This is a genomic window from Dokdonia sp. Asnod1-B02 (assembly GCF_045063955.1).
Lineage (GTDB): Bacteria > Bacteroidota > Bacteroidia > Flavobacteriales > Flavobacteriaceae > Dokdonia.
The window spans coordinates 2,419,780-2,440,513 of the sequence record NZ_JBEFNW010000002.1; the positions used below are offsets into that span (position 1 = coordinate 2,419,780).

Consider the following 20,734-nt stretch of genomic DNA (forward strand, 5'->3'; position numbering starts at 1 on the left):
AAAAAAAAGACATGGATAAGATTACTGAATCATTAAATAATCTCTCAGCAAAACTCTGGGGATGGGTTGAAGCTTTTATAAGAAACTTACCAAACTTAGGAGTCGCTCTTCTAGTTTTACTAATTGCTTACTTCGTATCGAGATTTGTAAATAAATACTCTCAAAAGATTGTAAAGCGATACGTACCACAACAATCTATCACAAAACTCATAGGTAGAGCACTAGCTGTATTTGTAGTACTTGTAGGTATATTTCTCGCCTTAGGTGTATTAAATTTAGACAAAACATTAAATACCTTAATTGCTGGAGCAGGAGTTTCTGGTCTTGTTATAGGTCTGGCCTTACAGGGTGCCCTAGCAAATGGAATTGCAGGTATCATATTATCTTTTAGAAAAAGAGTTAATATAGGAGACTGGATAGAAACTAGTGGATATGTAGGTTTTATAGAGGATATTAAGCTTAACAACTTTAGTATAAGAGAGCCAGATAATAATATTGTTGTAATACCAAATAAAACCATTACTGATAACCCGATGAAAAATTATTCGGTTACAGATCGTATGCGCATCATTATAGAATGTGGTATAGGTTATGAGTCTGACTTGGAAATGGTAGAAAAACTAACTAAGGATACCATCTCAAGTAAATTTCCTCAAGAAGGTGATAAGGAGGAGGTAGAATTTTTCTACACTGCCTTTGGAGGAAGTTCAATTGACTTTATATGTAGATACTGGGTAGATTGTGTAAATGGCAAGCAAAAACTAACTGCCAAGCACCAAGGAATGTTAGCTATAAAGAAAGCTTTTGATGCCAATGATGTTAATATCCCGTTCCCTATTAGAACATTACAATTTGATAATCAATTGCAAATGGTCTCATCTAGTGATAGTCAAGAATAGATTTTAAATAGTGTAAAAAAATAAGCCGTTACTTTTAAAAAGTAACGGCTTATTTTTTTTTAATATATATTGGAGTTTTATGCTCCAAAAGCTTCTGCTACTTTTGCAGAAAGTCTTTTATAAGTTCCATTATCTAATCGCTCACGAATTGCTTCAAAGGCATTTAGAGTCTCTTCTACATCTGTAAGTGTATGTGACGCTGTAGGTATCATTCTAAGTAAAATAAGTCCTTTAGGAATAACTGGATACACTACGATAGAACAAAATACACCATGGTTCTCACGTAGATCTTTTACAAGTGCCATTGCTTCTGGTACGCTTCCTTTGAGGTATACAGGAGTTACACATGACTGTGTAGTCCCTATATCAAAACCTCTATCTTTTAATCCTCCTTGAAGTGCATTTACATTCTCCCATAACTTCTCACGAAGTTCTGGCATTGTGCGTAACATATCAAGACGTTTAAGTGCTCCCACCACAAGTTGCATTTGCAATGACTTTGCAAACATTTGTGATCTTAGGTTATATTTTAAGTAATCAATGATTTCTTGATCTCCGGCAATAAAAGCTCCTGTAGATGCCATAGACTTTGCAAATGTTGCAAAATACACATCAATATCATCTTGTACTCCTTGTTCTTCTCCTGCTCCTGCTCCCGTTGCTCCTAAAGTTCCAAAACCATGTGCATCGTCAACAAGTAAACGGAAGTTAAATTTTTTCTTAAGAGCTACTATTTCTTTAAGCTTCCCTTGTTCTCCGCGCATTCCAAAAACACCTTCAGAAATCACGAGGATTCCTCCTCCTGTTTGCTCTGCCATTTTAGTAGCACGCTCAAGATTCTTTTCGATACTTGCCATATCATTATGCTTGTAGGTAAAACGTTTACCCATATGCAAACGAACACCGTCTATAATACAAGCGTGAGTATCTACATCATATACAATAATATCATCTTTACCTACTAATGCATCAATAGTAGACATGATACCTTGGTATCCAAAGTTTAAAAGATAGGCAGCTTCTTTTTGTACAAACTCCGCACACTCATTTTGTAATTGTTCATGCAATGAAGTATGACCAGACATCATACGAGCACCCATAGGGTAAGCCGCACCATAATCTGCTGCTGCTTGCGCATCTACCTCACGTATTTCTGGACGATTTGCAAGACCTAAATAATCATTTACACTCCATGTAATTACTTCCTTTCCTTGGAACTTCATTCGGTTAGAAATAGGTCCTTCTAGTTTAGGAAAAACAAAGTATCCCTCTGCCACTGAAGCCCATTTACCTAATGGCCCCTTATCCTTGTAAATTTTATCAAATAAATCTCTCATATACTTGTTTTGAAAACAGGTGCAAAAGTACACATTTTTGATATTTTGAACAAATACAAAAACAATTGTAATATGATGCCAAAAATCAAAAAGCTCCTACATAGGTAGGAGCTTAAATATACGTAATATTTTAGACGTTTATTTGATGTATTCTATAGTTGCTACAGTCTCTTCGTTTTGACTATCAAAAAAACCTTGATCATTCATCCACTTATCAGAAAACACTTTACTCATATAGCGACTTCCGTGATCTGGAAAAATAACCACCACCTTACTATTCTCATCAAACTCTCCTTGCGCAGCAAGTTGTTTTACTCCTTGAATAGCAGCACCACTTGTATATCCTACAAAAAGACCTTCTGTAGTAGCAATCTCTCTCGCACTGTGAGCACTCTCTTGATCACTTACTTTTTCAAACTTATCTATTGCATCAAAATCTGTTGCAGAGGGTATTAAGTTTTTCCCTAGTCCTTCTATACGATATGGATAGATTTCTGCTGCGTCAAACTCACGGGTTTGATGATACTTTTGAATCACAGATCCATAAGCATCTATACCTATAATTTTTATTTCTGGGTTTTGTTGTTTTAAGAAACGTGCTGTACCAGATATAGTACCTCCAGTTCCACTACAAGCAATTAAGTGAGTAATCTTACCTTCTGTTTGATTCCAGATTTCTGGTCCTGTCGTATTAAAATGAGCATCTATATTTAACTCATTAAAATACTGATTGATGTATACAGAGCCTTTAGTTTCCTCATGTAAACGCTTTGCAACACTATAATAAGATCTAGGATCGTCTGCCTTTACATTTGCAGGACATACATACACCTTTGCTCCCATTGCTTTTAAAGCATCAATCTTATCTGGTGATGATTTTGAGCTTACTGCAAGGATACATTCATACCCTTTAATAATACTTACCATTGCGATACTAAATCCAGTGTTTCCAGATGTAGTTTCAATAATAGTATCACCAGGTTTAAGAACTCCTGTACGTTCTGCCTCTTCTATAATGTGAAGAGCGATACGATCTTTTGATGAGTGTCCCGGATTAAAAGCCTCTACCTTTGCGTAAAACTGACCTTCAAAACCTTCTGTAATTTTATTTAACTTGATGAGTGGTGTGTTACCTACTAGTTGTAACACGTTATCATACACGTTTAAATCCTTATTCATATATCTTGGTTAAAGCGCTGCACAATCCTAAAAAAGAGACATGCAAAACAGAGCAAAAGTAACACAAAAATATGGAACGTGTTTCCTCTACCCTAGTTCAATATCATGCAGTTATAAACAGCGTTTTACCCGTTTACCGATTAATAGACTCTAAATCAAGCAAGAACGCATAATCTTCGGCGATTTCTTTTAATGCTTCAAAACGTCCAGAAGCACCACCATGACCTGCATCCATATTACAATGAAACATGATTTTTGTATCAGCTTGATTCGTTTCTCTTAGTCTCGCTACCCACTTTGCAGGTTCCCAATATTGCACTTGACTATCATGGTATCCTGTGGTAACAAATATATTTGGGTACGCTTTCGCGAAAGCGTTATCATAAGGACTGTAGCTCTTCATATACTCATAGGACTCCTTTTCATTAGGATTGCCCCACTCATCATACTCACCTGTGGTAAGCGGAATGGTATCGTCAAGCATGGTTGTCACAACGTCTACAAAAGGGACTGCCGCAATAATACCATTGTAAAGCTCTGGCGCCATGTTTACAATTGCACCCATCAATAATCCTCCTGCCGAACCTCCGTAAGCATATAAATGACTAGCCGAAGTGTAAGAGTTACTTATCAAATGTTTTGAAACATCAATAAAATCTGTGAACGTATTTCTTTTCTTGAGCAACTTTCCATCCTCATACCACTTTCTTCCTAAATACTCACCTCCTCTTACGTGTGCGATGGCATAAATAAAACCACGATCTAAAAGAGATAATCTTATTGTTGAGAAAGAAGGATCTGTAGTACTACCGTAACTTCCATAGGCATACTGTAACAAAGGAGCTGTACCATCTAGTTGTGTGTCTTTGTGGTAGATTATAGATACTGGAACCTTAACTCCATCTTGAGCAGTTGCCCAAATGCGCTCCATGTTATAATTATCTTTATCAAAGTTTCCGCCTAATACTTCTTGCTCTTTAAGGACCACTTTTTCTTGAGTGACCATATCAAAATCTATGACAGATGCTGGCGTATTTAGAGCATTATAAGCATATCGTAAGATTTGAGTATCAAAATCGATATTTGTGGTAGGATAAGCGTCGTATGTTTCATTATCAAACGGCAAATAATAGCTTTCTGAATTATCCCATCGCTTGATGTGAATTTTATTCAACCCATTGCTACGCTCACTTACCACAAGAAAATCCTTAAAAATCTCTACATCTTCTAGCAAGGTATCATCTCGATGAGGGATAATATCTACCCAATTTTCCATTCCAGTAGCAGATACTGGCGTTTTCATGAGTTTAAAGTTGGTCGCCTTATCTTTATTAGTCTGTATATAAAAAGAATCGTCATAATGAGATACTGCATACTCCAGCCCTCTTGTACGTTCTTGAAAAACTTTAAACTCAGTAGTACCCTTTGCAGCAGATGCAAAACGAAATTCGCTCGTCATCGTGCTGTCAGAACCTATCATGATGTAGTCCTTAGACTTTGACTTGAAAACATAGGTATAGAATGTCTCATCATTTTCTTGATAAACAAGTTCGTCTTGACTTGGATCTGTTCCTAGGGTGTGTTTAAATATTTGATTAGATCGTAGGGTTTCTTCGTCTTTTCGAGAGTAATAAACTGTTTTATTATCGTTAGACCAAACGGCACCACCAGTAGTGTTTTTGATTTCAGCTGGGTAAATTTCTCCAGTCTTAAGATTTTTAAACCTTATTGTATATTGCCTTCTACTTACGGTATCAATTCCAAAAGCAGCAATCATATTATCCTCAGATACGGCATAACTAGCCTGACTAAAATAAGTATGCCCCTCTGCCATTTTATTATTGTCAAAGACTATAATTTCTTCACTATCCAAGGTAGCTTCTTTTCTACAATACAGCGGATAGTCTTTTCCAGTCTCAAAACGACGATAGTACCAGAAACCATTATGCTTATAAGGTACTGAGGAATCATCTTCCTTAATACGACCTTTCATTTCTTCGAAAAGTGATTTCTGAAAATCCTTTGTATGCGCTGTAAGTTTATGATAATATTCATTCTCTTGATTTAAATAATCAAGAACCTCAGGAGCATCGCGCTCTTTCATCCAGAAATAGTCATCAGTACGGATATCTCCATGCTTCTGTAATTGTACTGAAATCTTTTTGGCTACTGGAGGTAATATGTGCTTTGTCAAAGTAATTTATTTTATAAAATGCTCACAAAAATACAACGCACAGGCTTAACTATTTTCCGTTCTTGTAAATAGCTTCATAATCATTTAATAACTTTGTCTTCTTAATACAAAACACAAAACTATGTTTGGAGATATGATGGGCTTAATGGGTAAACTCCAGGAAGCAAAAGTAAAAGCAGAAGAAACAAAAGAACGTCTTAAAACAGTACTTGTAGATGAGTCGTCATCTGATAATTTATTAAAACTTACAGTAACTGCAAGCGGGCGCTTAAAGGAAATTTCTCTTGATGATAGTCTACTTGAAGATAAAGAGCAACTAGAAGATTATTTAATCTTAACGCTTAATAAAGCGCTAGAGAAAGCACAAAACATCCACGATACAGAAATGGCAGCAGTTGCCAAAGAAGGCATGCCTAACATCCCTGGTATGGATATGTTTAAGTAAATTAATTCTTTATTACCTTAAAAGCTTGGAAACCGTTTTCGGTTTTCAAGCTTAAGATGTAAATACCACTAGATAATTCTGAATAGTCTATTGTAAAATCAATGGCGTTAGGTCTGTATTGATTTATGGATTGTCCACTCAAAGTATACAGCGAGATTATCTCAATATGTGATGAAGCGTTTACTTTCCATTGACTATTATCATAATCATTTGCGACCATAACTAGCGATGTTGTATCGTCATTTAAACCTAGAGTTTTAATCTCAAAAGATTGTTCTTGTGAAAATGGCGAACCGATGTATTGATTATCAATAGTCTGCACAGCCCAATAATATGTTCCTATCTCAAAATCAACTAGATTATAACTTGTGTTATACTGATTATTCCCTAATTCTACGGTATATCTTAAACCCGTTTCAATATTCGCATTAGGACTTAGTATATTACTTGTATTGGGCTCAGTGCCTATATAAAGATTATAGCTTAAATTATCAACGGCTGTTTTCGTATCTGTTCCAGCCTCCCATGATAATAACACCGTACTTCCAGTCACTGCACTTTCTAAAACAGGTGGCGAACTGGGCATCTCGTTCTGAGTTGCCTGTGTATTAAAGTAAATGTCACTTTCTTGAGAATTAACAACAAATAGGTCTAAATCACCATCTAAGTCAAAATCTGCAACTTCCATATCATTATAAGATGTTAATGGTAATCCCGTATTAGTGTTTTCAACAAATGTAAAGTCGCCATCATTTTCTAATAATTCATTATAAAATAAAACCTGTGTAAATGGAGGAACTCTACCTATATTTAACAAATCTAAACTACCATTTCCTGTGAAATCTGCTACTAATAAGTTGGACTCATCTCCTACTCCCTGAAGATTAATGTTCTCTGCTAATACAAAATCAAAATTGGCATTATTTAAATAGACCTTAGAACCTGACTCACTATTATTATTGAAGGCCCCTGTCTTAACGATATCTACAAAACCATCTTCGTTAATATCCCTTAATTGCATTGAGCCGTTAAGGAAGCCCTCAAGTTGCTCTACGATTTGAAAGTTAAAATCACCTAAATTTTCGTAGACGTATAAGGGATAAATTGCTGCACCAAGTGACGCTCCAGACGTAGCTACATCGAGGTCTCCATCACGGTCAAAATCTGCAAAAGCTGTAACCCCCTGTAATGATGGTAAAAAATCATGTGTAATACTTTCAAAGGTGTCGTCTCGTGAACCCTTGAATAAATGAGCTTCTTCATATAATGCATCCACCTCTCCTAATAATAATAGATCTGCATATTTATCATTATTGAGATCACCCCAAGCAAATTGTCCGTTAGTTATTGTATTATTAAATAAATAATCATCTTGGATAAAAGTAGCTCCGTCATTAACGAAAAATAATGTCTTAGCTTCTCCACTATTTGATAAACCTGTTATAAATATATCAAGATCATCATCTCTATCTATATTAACAAATGCTATATCTCCATTAGTAAACTGCTCAGTAAATATAATTTCACTTTCTTGAAAAATCCCTTGACCATCATTATTATATAATATAATTCGATATTGACTTCCAGCTGAGTTATCAATTCCCATAACTACAATATCCATATCCCCATCCCTATCGTAGTCTCCTATGGATGATTGAGAATTTTGTAATGGTATAAATACATTCTGTTGTGTTGATTGAAAAAATTGTGCCTGAGCACTAAACGGCATTACAAACAATAGCGCTATTAATAAAGAATTGAGGTAGTAATCATTCATAACTGTAAACTTAATAGAAATGCCACAAAAGAAAAATGATAAACAAAAAAAAGCGCCTTCTTTCGAAGGCGCTTTAACATTGGGCTGGTTAGCTAATGTTTTATAAAGTCTTAGTTATTGATAAGACGGAATTCAGTACGACGGTTGTCAGCATGCTGACGCTCAGTACAAGAAACACCATCTGCACAACGATTCTTAAGTTTGTTTTCTCCAAAACCGTTTGCAACAAGTAAGCTGTTGTTTACTCCTTTAGAAATAAGGTAGTTTGCAACAGATTGTGCACGACGCTCAGAAAGATCTTGGTTAGAAGCAGAAGCCCCTCTAGAATCAGTATGTGAAGCAATCTCTAATTTTACACCTGGGTTTTGAGCTAATAATGGCATAAGACGTGTGTCAATGATGCTTTTAGCAGCAGGAGTTAATGTAGCAGAGTTAGTATTCCAGTTGATAGGAAGTGCTTGGTACTCAACAAGAGCACACTCAACTTCTCTCCAAGTAGTAAGACCACCTTTTTGCTTAAGAACTTCTTTAGAAACAGTAGAGAAAGTAGCAGCAACAACATCTTCAGTTGTAGTTGCATCTTTAACCATTACAGTTTTAGTAATAGTTGCAAATTCAGCTGGGATTTCTTCGTCAACAACACGTGCTGGTTGATCAATTACTCTTACAGTGTAAGTTCCGTTTGCAGAACCTCCTGGAGTAGATTGAACAGCAGCGTCAGAAGCTAAAGTACGCTTAGATACCGTAGTATATTCTGCTGGGTATCCTTTGTAACACCAGTAACGACAATCGTCAGGGTTAGAAGAAGCACAATCAGGAGCTGGAGCACCTAATTCCCACTGCGCATATGCAGATTTTACTTCAATAGTTTCAGTATCGTTCGAAAAAGATGCAGGAACAATTCTTAAAGAAGAACCTGAAGTACTTTTTACATAAGTTACTGTTTCAGTTTTGTAAGTAGCTGGAATTACTCGAAGACGCTTAGAAGCTTCTTTTACCATAACACGCTCAGTTACTGTATCGTATTGAGCAGGCACTACCTTAAGAACCTTGTAAGCAGGAGTCTTTTGGATTTGAACACTTTGAGTCTCATAGATATCAGGAGTAGTACAACGTACGTAACACTTTCCTGGCTCAGGGTTTGTTGGTAAATCTTGTGCTTGCACATTTGCAAATGCAAAACCTACAAAGGCACATAAAAATAAAATTTTCTTCATAATGTTGATTTTAAAAGTAATTGTTGTGAATTTCAATTTCAAAGTACAAAAATAAGAGCTTTCCCTAACAAATGCGTTAACTTTTTTTTAAGAATTTTAAATTCTGACGAAATCACATCTTTTATCGATGAAATACATGAATAAAATGAAACTTAGCAATTGTTATGATATTAATGCATAAATCCTCAAAAACTAGACACTCTCAAATTTCTTCAAAACGTCTAAAACAAGCTTGTGAGACGCATTACTGTAGTCATAATGAGTTACAATCCTCAACTTACCCTGCCCCATGTCACTTATAATTACATCATTATCAAAAAGATAACTAACAAAAGCAGCTTCATCGGTCGTTTCTTTTAGATTAAAAATTAAAATATTGGTCTCTGTTTTCTCTACAGATTTAACATATGAAAGCGATTCAAGTAACCTTGCAATTTCTTTTGCCTTAGCGTGATCATCACTCATTCTTTCAATATGATGATCTAGTCCATATAATCCAGCAGCTGCCATATAACCCACTTGTCTCATACCTCCTCCTAGTACTTTGCGCACACGCATTGCCTTATTCATAAACTGTTGTTTACCTACTAGAACAGAACCCATAGGGGCTCCAAGCCCTTTTGATAAACACACAGAGATGGTATCAAATAATTCACCATAGGAGCTAGCCGTTTGACCAGTAGCAACTAGTGCGTTCCATAAACGTGCACCATCTAAGTGTAACCCTAAACCGTGAGTATTACAGACTTCTTTAATTTTTACTATCTCCTCAAGATCATAACAAGCACCTCCTCCTTTATTTGTAGTGTTTTCAAGACATACCAATGTTGTGAGCGGACTATGATAAAAATCTGGTGGATTTATTGATTCTTCTACCTGCGCTGCAGTTATTAAACCACGATTACCATCTATAAGCTTACATGATACTCCACTATTAAAAGAGACACCTCCACCCTCATAATTATAAACGTGTGCATACTTATCTGCGATGAGTTGTTCACCAGGTTGGGTGTGAATTTTTATGGCAGCTTGATTTGTCATACTTCCTGTAGGAAAATAAAGTGCACTATCCATCCCAAACATCTCTGCAATGCGCTGTTCAAGCTCATTTACAGTAGGATCCTCCTTATAAACATCATCACCTACTTCTGCATGCATCATATATTCAAGCATGGCAGGAGTAGGTTTTGTAATCGTATCAGAACGTAAATCTATTTTCATCAAAAATATAAGTATTAATTATGGAGACCATTGGTTTATCTCCACTATGATTGGCTTAAAAATGTATACGCTTTCGCGAAAATGTTACTCAAAACACCCTATCGGGGATCCATCAGGAATCTTAGGTGATGGAAGAACTTTAAACTTCTCTGGCGATTTTAAAAAGTCTTTAATCTCATCGACCATAAATGCTGCATTAGCATCAGAAGTTTTAGAACCAAAATTAGACATCACCTCTTTTAACTGTGCTTTTGCAAAAGCCTTAGTTTGCGGTATTGCCTTTGTATGATTTGCAAGGTTCATTAGGTGCTTCAATACATTGTAATTTATAGTTTGCTGTACCTCCTTGCGGTAACTATCTGATTCTTTTGAAAAAAGTGTAGTCTCAACCAAAGTATCTAGCATACCATCTAACCCCATTTGCTTATTATCTAAAGCCTTCTGTTGTACTAGCCTGTTTGCACGTTCTGGATGTAATAGCAAGCTCAATGTCATGTCACTAGCTGTTGCTGCTGCCCCTAGCGCATCAAATGCTACTCCATCATTACTTTTAAAGCTTTCTCTAGAGCGAGAATATCCCTGCGCTCTAGGTGGAAATAAAGCCAATTTATCTTTGGGAATTGCTAGTTCGCTAGCGGTAAGTGTTTTTAAAACACTTTTTAAAGCTCTCTCCTGCTCTTTAGGAGCAAGTGTTTCTGTTACTTTGAGATTACTATCTCCTTTTACAGCATAATTATAATCAAGACCTCCTATCATCTTTACTGCCCCTTCGGTTTGATATCTGTGATAGAAATATAAAGGGACAAATACATCTTCAAGCATTGAGTATGGCTCGTTTGTACGGATGTTGTCTATAGAAAAGTTTGAAATTCCACCTTTTCTAAGAACGAGCATTTTCTCTAACTCATCTGCCGCATCTGATCCATTGTCCCAAAGATGGGCCTTATAATGTGCTCCACCTTGAGCTCGCGCATCACTATCTGTAATGTATCGTAATCCGGCCTTTTCTGCGGTAGTAAGTATATTATCAAGAAAGACCTCATCTGATGTTCCTTGAGGAGCCACTCCGTAGCTGTAGTTAACTGTTACTTTATCCCAAGCTCCTATACCTGTGGCATAGGCATTAGAAAAGTCTACTTCATCACCAGCCCATGTAAGCGTAGGATGAGGATAATCCATCACACTTGCTCTATTTTCTGTGCTGGCAGCAAAATTATGAGCAAAACCTATGGTATGTCCCACCTCGTGAGCGCTTAGTTGGCGTATTCTAGCTAGTGCCATTTCTAGCATAGGCTTATAATTATCATCTCTTTCGGCAAAAGGCTTATTCATAAGCGCTTGAGCAATAAGGAAATCTTGACGAATACGCAGACTACCCAAACTTACATGACCTTTGATAATCTCACCTGTACGAGGATCTGTAACACTTGCTCCATAACTCCACCCTCTTGTACTGCGATGTACCCACTGTATCACGTTATATCGCACGTCCATAGGATCTGCATTTTCGGGTAACATTTTTACCTGAAAAGCATCTTTAAAACCAGCAGCTTCATAGGCCTGATTCCACCAGCTAGCTCCTTCTAATAGTGCAGAACGAACAGGTTCTGGAGTACCTGGGTCTAGATAATATATGATAGGCTCCACCGCCTCACTTACTGCTGCCGTTGGGTTTTTCTTTTCTAAACGGTGACGGTTTGCATAACGTTTTACAATAGGCTCTTGTATAGGTGTTGCATAATCTAGATATGTAGTTGAGATATTTCCAGCTCTTGGATCAAAACGTCTAGGTGTATAATTATCATCTGGTAATTTTACAAAAGAGTAATGTTGTACCACTGTGAGTGCACTCGCATCTGGAGCTACACTTCTTATGTTTCTGCCTGTAGGAGTTCCCTTAAACGTAAGCAGCGCTTCAAACTCTGTATTTTCTGGAAATGCTTTTGTGCGCTCCATATGCATAGCACTTCTAGTTTTATCTAGTTTATAGGTTCCTTCCTTGCTTCGTTTTAGTCTAGCTACAACTCCATGAGTGTCTTCTAGTAAAAATGGTGTGAAATCAATGAGGTACTTCCCTCCTTTTGTTTCCTTAATAGGAAACCCAAACAGCACCGACTTTGCAAATGCTTCCTCTATAGATTTACGCTCTAAGGCGTTATCAGTATTTGCTCGGTATTTTAAATTAGGCTGAACTAGTAATAGTTTATTACCTGCCTTTTGAAACTTTACAACCGCAGTTCCTCCTAGTTGACCTCTATCTATCCCAATATCATTACTTCCTAAACCTGTGCGAAGAGAGTGAACATATAAAAACTCCTCATCCAGCTTATCTACCTCTACATATACTTTATCCTCGCTTTCGTCATAGTGAAGGGTAAAGAAACCCTTTTCTGTAACGAGGTCTTTTTTTGTTTCTAAAAATTGTGCGAACGCAGAGCTTGCGACAAGCAAGGTAACGGTGAGAATTAGATATTTTTTCATGGATTGCTGTTAAGGTTGTCTAAGATACGTGTTTAGCTCAAAAAATTAAATCCAAATATCAAAATAGCTAATATCAGCGGGCTGAATATAGTAGAGACACACAATACACTCCAAGCTAGCCCCGATTGCCGTGTAAATCCCGCAGCTGCCTGGCGCAGCCGGCGCGAGGAATTGCAACAGAAAGCGGGAAACTTAGTGTGCTGTTACACAATGACCACATGCTCCAAACAAAAAAGAGCACCCAAAGGGATGCTCTTTATATATGGAAAGCCTATCGCCAAATAGGACTCATGCGTTCAACATTTTTTGATCATTACTGATTTTCAAAAACTTCCATAATACTGCCAAACTGAGATACATCTATATCACTTTTGTTAAGCGACTCTGCCATACGCATCATATCTCCTATATTCATGTCATTACCTAACAGACGAGCCAGAACGAATCCTTTGTTGTCATCTGCACCAAAGAAAATTACTTCGTCGATAGCCTCTTCTTCTCCCTTAAAATAAAGGCGCATTTGGCCCATATCTCCAGAAGCTTTCATAAGCTCTTCATAATCATCTGAGGTAAGGATATCTTTTACTTTATCACGCTCTATCTGCATGGCTGCAGTGTCTCCAGATTTTGTTTGATATGCCATAAGATTGATCTTACGCACGGTCTTAAAAACCTTTTGTTGCTCTTCTGTTAATGCTTCTACATTCTTACCAAGTAGGCTTGTAGGTACATCTACAAGAATGAAATCACCATTCTCTTGATTGTCTACATAATATTCTTGTAAAGACTGCTTATTACTACAACTGGCTAGTGTAACAACAGCTAGCACTGCAGTGATGGTTACTTTTATAAATGTGTTCATCTTACGATTTTTTTGCGTTACCTACTTCTTTAAGAGCATCACTACCTTTAAAGTCTAAATCTTGTGCAAGTTTTGAGATTTGCTTGAGATCAATGTTTCCTGTTACTTGAAAGAATACAGCACGTTTCTCACCTTCCATATCTCCGCTTAAGAACATCACAAATTCTTTTACATAATCTTCACTACTTCCTTCTTTGTAGTAAAATTTTACATTTTTACCATCGTCCTTTACTCTCATTAACTCTTGAAGATTGCTACTTGTAATATAGCTCTTCATCGTACCGCTCATCTGGTCCATTACTCCTGTATTTGCACTTGTGTACATCTTTACGTTCTCAAGATTATCTACAAGGTTAATATACTTTTGCATTTCTGGGTCAGATGAGTTGAGATCTACTTTACTAAGCAGCTTGAACATCTTTTGATTCATTACTATAGAAGTAACTCCTTTTACATCCTCGTATTTATCAAAAGGACTTTGTGCGTAACTTACTAAGGTTACGAGGGCAAATGCCACTAACATTATTGACTTTTTCATAATATTTTTAATTTGAATTTTTATTTAAATAAAGTGCTGGATGCCTTATCAAATTCTTGCACCACCTCCAGCTGTGTCGTACTTTGATTAATCATCTGGGACATCATCCCAAGTGCTTGTTTTGTTTTTAAGATGGCTAGTTCTTCATTCTCATAGTTAGTAGAAATACTAGCATCTACTTGAGTACTTTGCGTCCATAATACTAACCCCACAATAACTGCTGCTGCAGCACTGGCTGCAAATCTGTAAATAGATGTTGACCGTTGTTTTTGAGGTAGCACTATTGATGCATCATATGTTTCCTTTGAGGCAACACTAAATGCCGTAAACATGCTAGTATATTCTTCTAAGTGTGGCGCCACATGATCACTTGTAAAATAAGCTCTCAACTCCTGCTCTTCCTTAAGCGTAGTTGCTCCTTCAAAGTAACCATCTAGTAGCTTCTCTATATTATGAGATTCCATAGTTTCGTTTTTTAATCAATTCTTCTCTTAGTTTTTTGCGAGCTCTAGATAAAGCTACTCTTACAGCAGTTTCATTCATCTCGAGTATCACAGCAATCTCTGCGTTATCCATTTGCTCTACATCTCTCATTTGTACAATAAGTCTTTGCTGCTCTGGTAAATCTTCCATGAGTTTAAAAACCCAAGCTACCTCATCTGCAACTTCTATATGCTTACTTGTATTTCCTGAGTGATCTTCATAATTGTTATGAACGATTTTAAGATTATTGCTTCCTTTTGCTTTAAGCTTATCGTAGCAATAATTTTTTGTCATCGTCATCGCAAATGCTTCAACACTTCGATATTTTTTTATGTCGGACCTCTTTGTCCATAAACGCAGTAGTACTTCCTGCGTAGCATCTTGAGCTTCATCGTCAGATACGAGTAACCGCTTTGCAACGCGGTACACTTTATCCTTAAAAGGAGTTACAAGTTTTATGAACGTATGTTGGTCCATCGATTAATTGGTTAGTTATAAGGAAGACGAAGCAGTATTGCATTTGTTACAATGAGAATAAGAATTTTCTTTACGCTTTCGCGAAAACGTGATACAATCACAAACAACTCTTCTATAAAAACAAGAAATCCCGTCTCAATAAAGACGGGATTTCTAAGTAATTATGAAGTAGTAATACTAAAGTGTATTATTTCTTTCCTTTTTGTTGTTGCTCTGCCTGCTCCATCATCTGTTGCATTTTCTTAGCAAATTTACCTTGCTTTTTAGGCTTAGCTTTCTTCACTTCAATTTTTGCTTTAATCTTTTCTTCATCGATAATGAAGTTTTTGATTACCAAAATAATACCAATCGTAAGAAGGTTTGATATGAAGTAATACAAACTCAATCCACTTGCATACTGGTTAAAGAAAACAAGCATAAGTAGTGGAGAGAAATACATCATGTACTTCATCATCTTACTCATATCTGGCATTCCTTCTTGCGTAGGCTGTTGCATTTGCTGGTTACCTGTGGTTAATCTCATTGAGAAGAAAATAGTAACTGCTGCAAGTATTGGGAATAAACTCACGTGATCTCCATAGAAAGGAATTTCAAACGGAAGCTTTGCAATCTCATCATAGCTAGATAAATCATCTGCCCATAAGAAGCTCTTTCCTCTTAAATCAAACGCAGATGGGAAGAACGTAAATAGTGCATAAAACACAGGAATCTGTAATAAAGCCGGTAAACAACCTGCGGCAGGACTTGCCCCTGCCTTGCTATAAAGCGCCATTGTTTCCTGCTGCTTCTTCATTGCATTGTCCTTATGCTTCTCAGAAATTGCTGCAATCTCTGGTTTTAAGATTTTCATCTTAGCCTGAGAAGTGTACTGCTTGTACTGAACTGGCGACAGTAATAACTTTATTGAAATAGTCATCACAATAATTGCGATTCCCGCTGGTAAAAATCCAGTTAAGAATGCAAAAAACGGAATTACTAAGTATTTGTTCAAGAACCCAAAGATTCCCCATCCTAATGGCATTGCTTCATCTAGGCCTTGATCATAAGACTTTAAAATAGTATAATCTGTAGGACCATAGTACATCTGCATGGCGTAGTCTATCTCTCCATTTTTTGCTTCTAGCAATACATCAGACTTGTATTCTTTTGTAAAAATAGTTGCCTCATCTCTATCGTCTGCCTCCTTATATAAATCGGTAGATGATAATCTTGCTTCTTTAAATGGAGTCTCAGAAATAAGCATTGAGCTAAAGAAGTGCTGGCGGTAATTCATCCACACAAGATCTTCTTCTATCTCATCGTCATCTCCTGCTGGAGATAACTTATCTGTCTTATCTTCTTCATATTTATAAGTAAGACGTGTGTATCTATTTTCGTAAGACTGGCTACGTGCGTGACGCATTCCCTTAAAATCCCACTGCATGCGCATAGGGTTAGACGTATTTAAACGAGAAGAAAGTCCTTGAGACTTCATCCCAAAATCCATCATATAATCACCCTCTTTAAGCTCATAACGATACTCTAAGTATTCACTTGGAGAAACCTTAAGTTTCATAGACAGGACATCATTTCCTCCATTTTTTGATAAAGTAGGCTCAAAAAATAAATCCTTTGTATTAAGATTACGATTATCTGCCGTGCTAAAGCTTACATTAAATTGGCTATTACCATCCTTAATAAGGTATACAGGAATTGAGTCAAAAGTACTGTGTTTAAGCAGTTTTACTTCTGTAATATAACCTCCTTTATTACTTACTTTAAGCTCCAATACATCATTTGCAATTGTAGTTGTTGCTCCTTCCTTTGCAGATGGCAGCGAACCAGAGTAAGCAAATGTTCCTAATCTATTTTGTAATGCTACATTACTTAAAGAGTCTGTCGCAATTACAGGCGTAGCATCCATTACTGGTAGTGAAGCAACATCTTCTTCGGTTTCTTGAAGTTGTTCTGTTTGTGCTGCTTTTTGTGCTTCTATTTCTTCAGGAGTAGGCTTATTAAAATAGATAATCCATACTAGAATCCCTCCCATAAGGAGCATTCCGATAAGAGAATTTGTGTCGAAGTTCTTTTTCATCAATTGTATTTAGGTAGTGTTTTTATTACGCTTTCGCGAAAGCGTGATTTTCTCAAAGCAATTCTGCCTCCATTATTATAATTTATGACATAGTGGCACGCGTACTATCTTGAGCATAACTTACAGCTGCTCTAACAAATGCCACAAATAACGGATGTGGATTAGATACCGTACTCTTATATTCTGGGTGATATTGCACTCCCACAAACCATGGGTGGTCTTCTAATTCTATAATTTCTACAAGTCCAGTGTCTGGATTTGTCCCTGTGATTTTCATGCCAGCTTTTTCAAGCTGCTCGCGGTATACATCGTTAAATTCATATCTATGACGGTGACGCTCCATAATAACTTCTTCACCGTAAACATCACTCACAATACTGTTAGGCTCAAGTTTACAAGCCCAAGCTCCCAAACGCATGGTACCTCCCATCTCTGTGATGTTCTTTTGCTCGTCCATTAAACCAATAACTGGATGCGGAGTATTTGCGTCCATCTCTGTAGAGTTTGCTTTTTCAAGACCACAAACGTTTCTACCATATTCTATCACTGCCATTTGCATACCAAGACAGATTCCTAAAAATGGAATTTTATGCTCTCTAGCATACTGTACCGCTTTAATTTTACCCTCAATACCACGTTCTCCAAAACCTGGCGCCACAAGAACACCATCTAGTTTTGCTATTTTATTTTTGATGACGTCTGGAGTAATATGCTCACTATGTATGCTTTCTATCTTTACTTTCACCTCATTTTCTGCACCTGCATGAATGAACGATTCAAGTATAGATTTATAAGAATCTTGTAACTCTACATACTTCCCTATCAATCCAATAGTAACTGTAGATTTTGGGTTCTTATGTTTTGCAAGAAATTCATTCCATCCAGTAAGCTCTGGTTGAGTTGTATCAGGAAGATCTAGTTTCTTAAGGGATATAACATCAAGTCCTTCTTCTAGCATAAGATTAGGTACATCATAAATAGTACTTGCATCTCTAGACTCTATCACTGCTTCTTGCTCTACATTACAGAAACGAGCAAGTTTTGCTTTAAGCTCATATCCTAGTTCATGCTCTGTACGACATACTAAGATATCTGCCATGATACCACTTTCCATAAGTGTTTTTACACTATGTTGCGTAGGCTTAGTCTTAAGCTCTCCTGCTGCTGCAAGAAAAGGAATAAGTGTTAAGTGAATAACTAGTGAATTTTGCTTTCCTAGCTCCCACTTAAGTTGTCTTATACTTTCTATATATGGAAGTGATTCAATATCACCTACGGTTCCACCTATTTCTGTAATAACAATATCATAATCTCCACTTTTACCTAAAATCTGGATACGCTCCTTGATTTCATTTGTAATGTGAGGGATTACTTGTACCGTTTTACCAAGGAATTCTCCTCGACGTTCTTTATCGATAACGCTTTGGTAGATACGACCTGTAGTGACATTATTTGCTTGTGATGTAGGAACATTGAGAAAACGTTCATAGTGACCTAGGTCAAGATCTGTCTCTGCACCGTCATCTGTTACATAACACTCACCGTGCTCGTAAGGATTTAAAGTACCTGGATCAATATTTATATAAGGATCTAATTTCTGGATAGTAACTCTATAGCCTCTGGCTTGAAGTAATTTAGCTAGCGATGCAGCGATGATACCTTTACCTAGAGAAGAAGAAACTCCGCCCGTTACGAAGATGTATTTTGTAGATGCCATTGAAGGTTTTTCTGTAGTTCGTTTACGGGGTGTAAAAGTACAAGATTTTAAGGAGACTTTAAGACACTTGACCCGTTTATTTAATCAAAACAAAAGGCAATCCTAAGCTGGATTGCCTTTTGTAATTTAAGTTTTGCTTTGTAGAAAGCTGCCTATTTATCTAGAGTAATTAGGTGCTTCTTTTGTGATTGTTACATCATGTGGATGGCTTTCATTAATACCACTAGCCGTGATTTTTACAAATTGTCCATTTTCCTTTAGTGCATCTACACTTCCAGCTCCACAATACCCCATTCCAGCTCTAAGACCACCTACAAACTGGTGGATACTCTCATTAAGTTCGCCTTTATATGGTACGCGACCTACAATCCCTTCTGGGACTAGTTTTTTAATATCATCCTCTACATCCTGGAAGTAACGATCTTTTGATCCTTGTTTCATTGCTTCTACAGAACCCATACCACGATAAGATTTAAACTTACGCCCTTCATAGATGATAGTCTCTCCTGGAGATTCTTTAGTACCTGCAAGTAATGATCCTAGCATTACACAATCTGCTCCTGCAGCAATTGCTTTAGGGATATCACCTGTGTAACGTATACCACCATCTGCAATTACTGGTACTCCAGATCCTTTGATAGCGGCTGCACATTCAAGTACTGCGCTAAATTGTGGAAAACCAACACCTGCCACTACACGCGTAGTACATATTGATCCCGGACCAATACCTACTTTAACCGCATCTGCTCCTGCTTCTACAAGATATTTTGCAGCAGCTCCAGTAGCTATGTTTCCTACTACACAATCAAGTGTAGGATATTCTTTTTTGACTGCCTTAAGCACTTCTACTACACCTTTAGTATGACCGTGAGCAGTATCTATTACAATAGCATCTACTCCCGCTTTTACTAATGCACCTGCACGCTCAACAGCATCTCCAGTTACACCTATCGCAGCTGCAACTCGCAGTCTACCATAGATATCTTTATTTGCGTTAGGCTTTAAAGTAAGTTTTGTGATGTCTCTAAAAGTGATGAGACCTATAAGTGTATTGCTATCTGTTACTACAGGTAGTTTTTCAATTTTATGATTTTGAAGAATTTCCTCCGCTTGTTGCAGTGAAGTTCCTTCAGCAGCTGTAACGAGGTTTTCTGAAGTCATTACTTCGCTTACCGGACGATCATTGTTTTTCTCAAAACGTAAATCTCTGTTGGTCACGATACCTATCAATTTCCCAGCGTCGTCTACAATAGGAATACCTCCAATGCTATGCTCCTTCATGGCTGCTTTTGCATCGCCTACATTTGATTCAAGAGGTAATGTAACTGGATCGATAATCATTCCACTTTCGGCACGCTTTACTTTGCGCACTTTAATCGCTTGCTCCTCGATAGTCATATTTTTATGCAACACGCCTATTCCACCCTCTTGCGCTATAGCAATTGCCATACGGCTTTCTGTCACTGTGTCCATTGCCGCAGAGACAATAGGCACATTAAGTGTGATGTTTCGGGTAAATTTTGATTGTATACTAACCTCTCTTGGAAGTACTTCAGAAAAAGCTGGTACTAAAAGTACGTCATCGTACGTAAGTCCTTCTCCTAAGATTTTATTCTCGTGTGCAGTCATCGCAATTATTGTTTTAAGAAGTGAGAGTGGGTTATTACGCTTTCGCGAAAGCGAATAAACTATAAATCCACGCTAACAATTAATTGCGTGCAAAAATACAGATAATATGTAAAACTTGCGAGTCAAAAATCATATTTAAGAACTGCAACCTATATTATACAATGAGCACCCTCTAGCTGAAGCCAAAAAATAGTCCCTTATTTA

The 20,734-nt window shown here is 37.1% G+C and carries 16 protein-coding genes; 2 read left to right on the forward strand and 14 right to left on the reverse strand.

What is annotated here, in order from left to right:
* Positions 1–11: 11 nt before the first annotated feature.
* Positions 12–899: a mechanosensitive ion channel family protein gene (locus ACJJVU_RS10985; RefSeq protein WP_405225308.1), complete on the forward strand. Its 888-nt coding sequence runs from the start codon at positions 12–14 to the stop codon at positions 897–899.
* Positions 900–976: 77 nt separating this feature from the next.
* Here ACJJVU_RS10985 and ACJJVU_RS10990 read toward each other — a convergent pair whose 3' ends face one another.
* The 3 genes from ACJJVU_RS10990 to ACJJVU_RS11000 all read right to left on the reverse strand — a co-directional run bounded on the left by ACJJVU_RS10990 (position 977) and on the right by ACJJVU_RS11000 (position 5,609).
* Complete coding sequence (locus ACJJVU_RS10990) at positions 977–2,236, reverse strand: aminotransferase class I/II-fold pyridoxal phosphate-dependent enzyme (protein ID WP_013752424.1); 1,260 nt, start codon at positions 2,234–2,236, stop codon at positions 977–979.
* 138 nt (positions 2,237–2,374) lie between these two features.
* Entirely contained in the window at positions 2,375–3,415 is a 1,041-nt protein-coding gene (locus ACJJVU_RS10995; protein ID WP_339844980.1) for a pyridoxal-phosphate dependent enzyme, read from the reverse strand.
* Positions 3,416–3,548: 133 nt separating this feature from the next.
* Positions 3,549–5,609 carry a S9 family peptidase gene (locus ACJJVU_RS11000; RefSeq protein ID WP_405225311.1) on the reverse strand — a complete coding sequence of 687 codons (2,061 nt, stop codon included), beginning with the start codon at positions 5,607–5,609 and terminating at the stop codon, positions 3,549–3,551.
* Positions 5,610–5,730: 121 nt separating this feature from the next.
* Between ACJJVU_RS11000 and ACJJVU_RS11005 the strand changes: the two genes are divergently transcribed.
* Positions 5,731–6,054, forward strand: a complete 324-nt coding sequence (locus ACJJVU_RS11005; RefSeq protein WP_108878597.1) for a YbaB/EbfC family nucleoid-associated protein — start codon at positions 5,731–5,733, stop codon at positions 6,052–6,054.
* Position 6,055: 1 nt separating this feature from the next.
* Here ACJJVU_RS11005 and ACJJVU_RS11010 read toward each other — a convergent pair whose 3' ends face one another.
* From ACJJVU_RS11010 to guaB, 11 genes are all read right to left on the reverse strand, one after another.
* On the reverse strand, positions 6,056–7,831 hold the full coding sequence (locus tag ACJJVU_RS11010; protein WP_405225314.1) for a T9SS type A sorting domain-containing protein: 1,776 nt from the start codon (positions 7,829–7,831) through the stop codon (positions 6,056–6,058).
* A 110-nt stretch (positions 7,832–7,941) separates the two neighbouring features.
* A complete protein-coding gene (locus tag ACJJVU_RS11015) occupies positions 7,942–9,048 on the reverse strand; it encodes an OmpA family protein (protein WP_298324322.1) in 1,107 nt (368 codons plus the stop codon).
* A gap of 192 nt (positions 9,049–9,240) precedes the next feature.
* A complete protein-coding gene (locus ACJJVU_RS11020) occupies positions 9,241–10,269 on the reverse strand; it encodes a threonine aldolase family protein (protein ID WP_405225317.1) in 1,029 nt (342 codons plus the stop codon).
* An 84-nt stretch (positions 10,270–10,353) separates the two neighbouring features.
* A complete protein-coding gene (locus tag ACJJVU_RS11025; RefSeq protein WP_405225320.1) occupies positions 10,354–12,750 on the reverse strand; it encodes a zinc-dependent metalloprotease in 2,397 nt (798 codons plus the stop codon).
* A 313-nt stretch (positions 12,751–13,063) separates the two neighbouring features.
* Complete coding sequence (locus ACJJVU_RS11030) at positions 13,064–13,612, reverse strand: DUF4252 domain-containing protein (RefSeq protein ID WP_013752431.1); 549 nt, start codon at positions 13,610–13,612, stop codon at positions 13,064–13,066.
* Between the two features lies 1 nt (position 13,613).
* Positions 13,614–14,150, reverse strand: a complete 537-nt coding sequence (locus ACJJVU_RS11035) for a DUF4252 domain-containing protein (protein WP_339845000.1) — start codon at positions 14,148–14,150, stop codon at positions 13,614–13,616.
* A 20-nt stretch (positions 14,151–14,170) separates the two neighbouring features.
* Positions 14,171–14,614, reverse strand: coding sequence for a hypothetical protein (locus ACJJVU_RS11040; protein WP_405225323.1), 444 nt, complete (start codon positions 14,612–14,614; stop codon positions 14,171–14,173).
* Entirely contained in the window at positions 14,601–15,110 is a 510-nt protein-coding gene (locus ACJJVU_RS11045) for an RNA polymerase sigma factor (protein WP_035337394.1), read from the reverse strand. Before ACJJVU_RS11045 ends, ACJJVU_RS11040 begins: the two co-directional genes overlap by 14 nt.
* 187 nt (positions 15,111–15,297) lie before the next feature.
* Positions 15,298–17,184 carry a membrane protein insertase YidC gene (yidC, locus tag ACJJVU_RS11050; protein WP_405225327.1) on the reverse strand — a complete coding sequence of 629 codons (1,887 nt, stop codon included), beginning with the start codon at positions 17,182–17,184 and terminating at the stop codon, positions 15,298–15,300.
* Between the two features lie 82 nt (positions 17,185–17,266).
* The gene (locus tag ACJJVU_RS11055) at positions 17,267–18,901 is read right to left on the reverse strand and encodes a CTP synthase (RefSeq protein WP_339845008.1); all 1,635 of its coding nucleotides are present in this window, start codon (positions 18,899–18,901) and stop codon (positions 17,267–17,269) included.
* A gap of 156 nt (positions 18,902–19,057) precedes the next feature.
* Positions 19,058–20,530 carry an IMP dehydrogenase gene (gene guaB / locus ACJJVU_RS11060; protein WP_298324296.1) on the reverse strand — a complete coding sequence of 491 codons (1,473 nt, stop codon included), beginning with the start codon at positions 20,528–20,530 and terminating at the stop codon, positions 19,058–19,060.
* Positions 20,531–20,734: the final 204 nt, after the last annotated feature.

Excerpts from the sequence above, each read along its gene's own strand:
- guaB (WP_298324296.1), bottom strand. The coding sequence starts at position 20,530 with ATGACTGCACACGAGAATAAAATCTTAGGAGAAGGACTTACGTACGAT.
- ACJJVU_RS11020 (WP_405225317.1), bottom strand. The coding sequence starts at position 10,269 with ATGAAAATAGATTTACGTTCTGATACGATTACAAAACCTACTCCTGCC.
- ACJJVU_RS10995 (WP_339844980.1), bottom strand. The coding sequence starts at position 3,415 with ATGAATAAGGATTTAAACGTGTATGATAACGTGTTACAACTAGTAGGT.
- ACJJVU_RS11035 (WP_339845000.1), bottom strand. The coding sequence starts at position 14,150 with ATGAAAAAGTCAATAATGTTAGTGGCATTTGCCCTCGTAACCTTAGTA.
- ACJJVU_RS11045 (WP_035337394.1), bottom strand. The coding sequence starts at position 15,110 with ATGGACCAACATACGTTCATAAAACTTGTAACTCCTTTTAAGGATAAA.
- ACJJVU_RS10985 (WP_405225308.1), top strand. The coding sequence starts at position 12 with ATGGATAAGATTACTGAATCATTAAATAATCTCTCAGCAAAACTCTGG.
- ACJJVU_RS11005 (WP_108878597.1), top strand. The coding sequence starts at position 5,731 with ATGTTTGGAGATATGATGGGCTTAATGGGTAAACTCCAGGAAGCAAAA.
- ACJJVU_RS11040 (WP_405225323.1), bottom strand. The coding sequence starts at position 14,614 with ATGGAATCTCATAATATAGAGAAGCTACTAGATGGTTACTTTGAAGGA.
- ACJJVU_RS11010 (WP_405225314.1), bottom strand. The coding sequence starts at position 7,831 with ATGAATGATTACTACCTCAATTCTTTATTAATAGCGCTATTGTTTGTA.
- ACJJVU_RS11030 (WP_013752431.1), bottom strand. The coding sequence starts at position 13,612 with ATGAACACATTTATAAAAGTAACCATCACTGCAGTGCTAGCTGTTGTT.
- yidC (WP_405225327.1), bottom strand. The coding sequence starts at position 17,184 with ATGAAAAAGAACTTCGACACAAATTCTCTTATCGGAATGCTCCTTATG.
- ACJJVU_RS10990 (WP_013752424.1), bottom strand. The coding sequence starts at position 2,236 with ATGAGAGATTTATTTGATAAAATTTACAAGGATAAGGGGCCATTAGGT.
- ACJJVU_RS11055 (WP_339845008.1), bottom strand. The coding sequence starts at position 18,901 with ATGGCATCTACAAAATACATCTTCGTAACGGGCGGAGTTTCTTCTTCT.
- ACJJVU_RS11025 (WP_405225320.1), bottom strand. The coding sequence starts at position 12,750 with ATGAAAAAATATCTAATTCTCACCGTTACCTTGCTTGTCGCAAGCTCT.
- ACJJVU_RS11015 (WP_298324322.1), bottom strand. The coding sequence starts at position 9,048 with ATGAAGAAAATTTTATTTTTATGTGCCTTTGTAGGTTTTGCATTTGCA.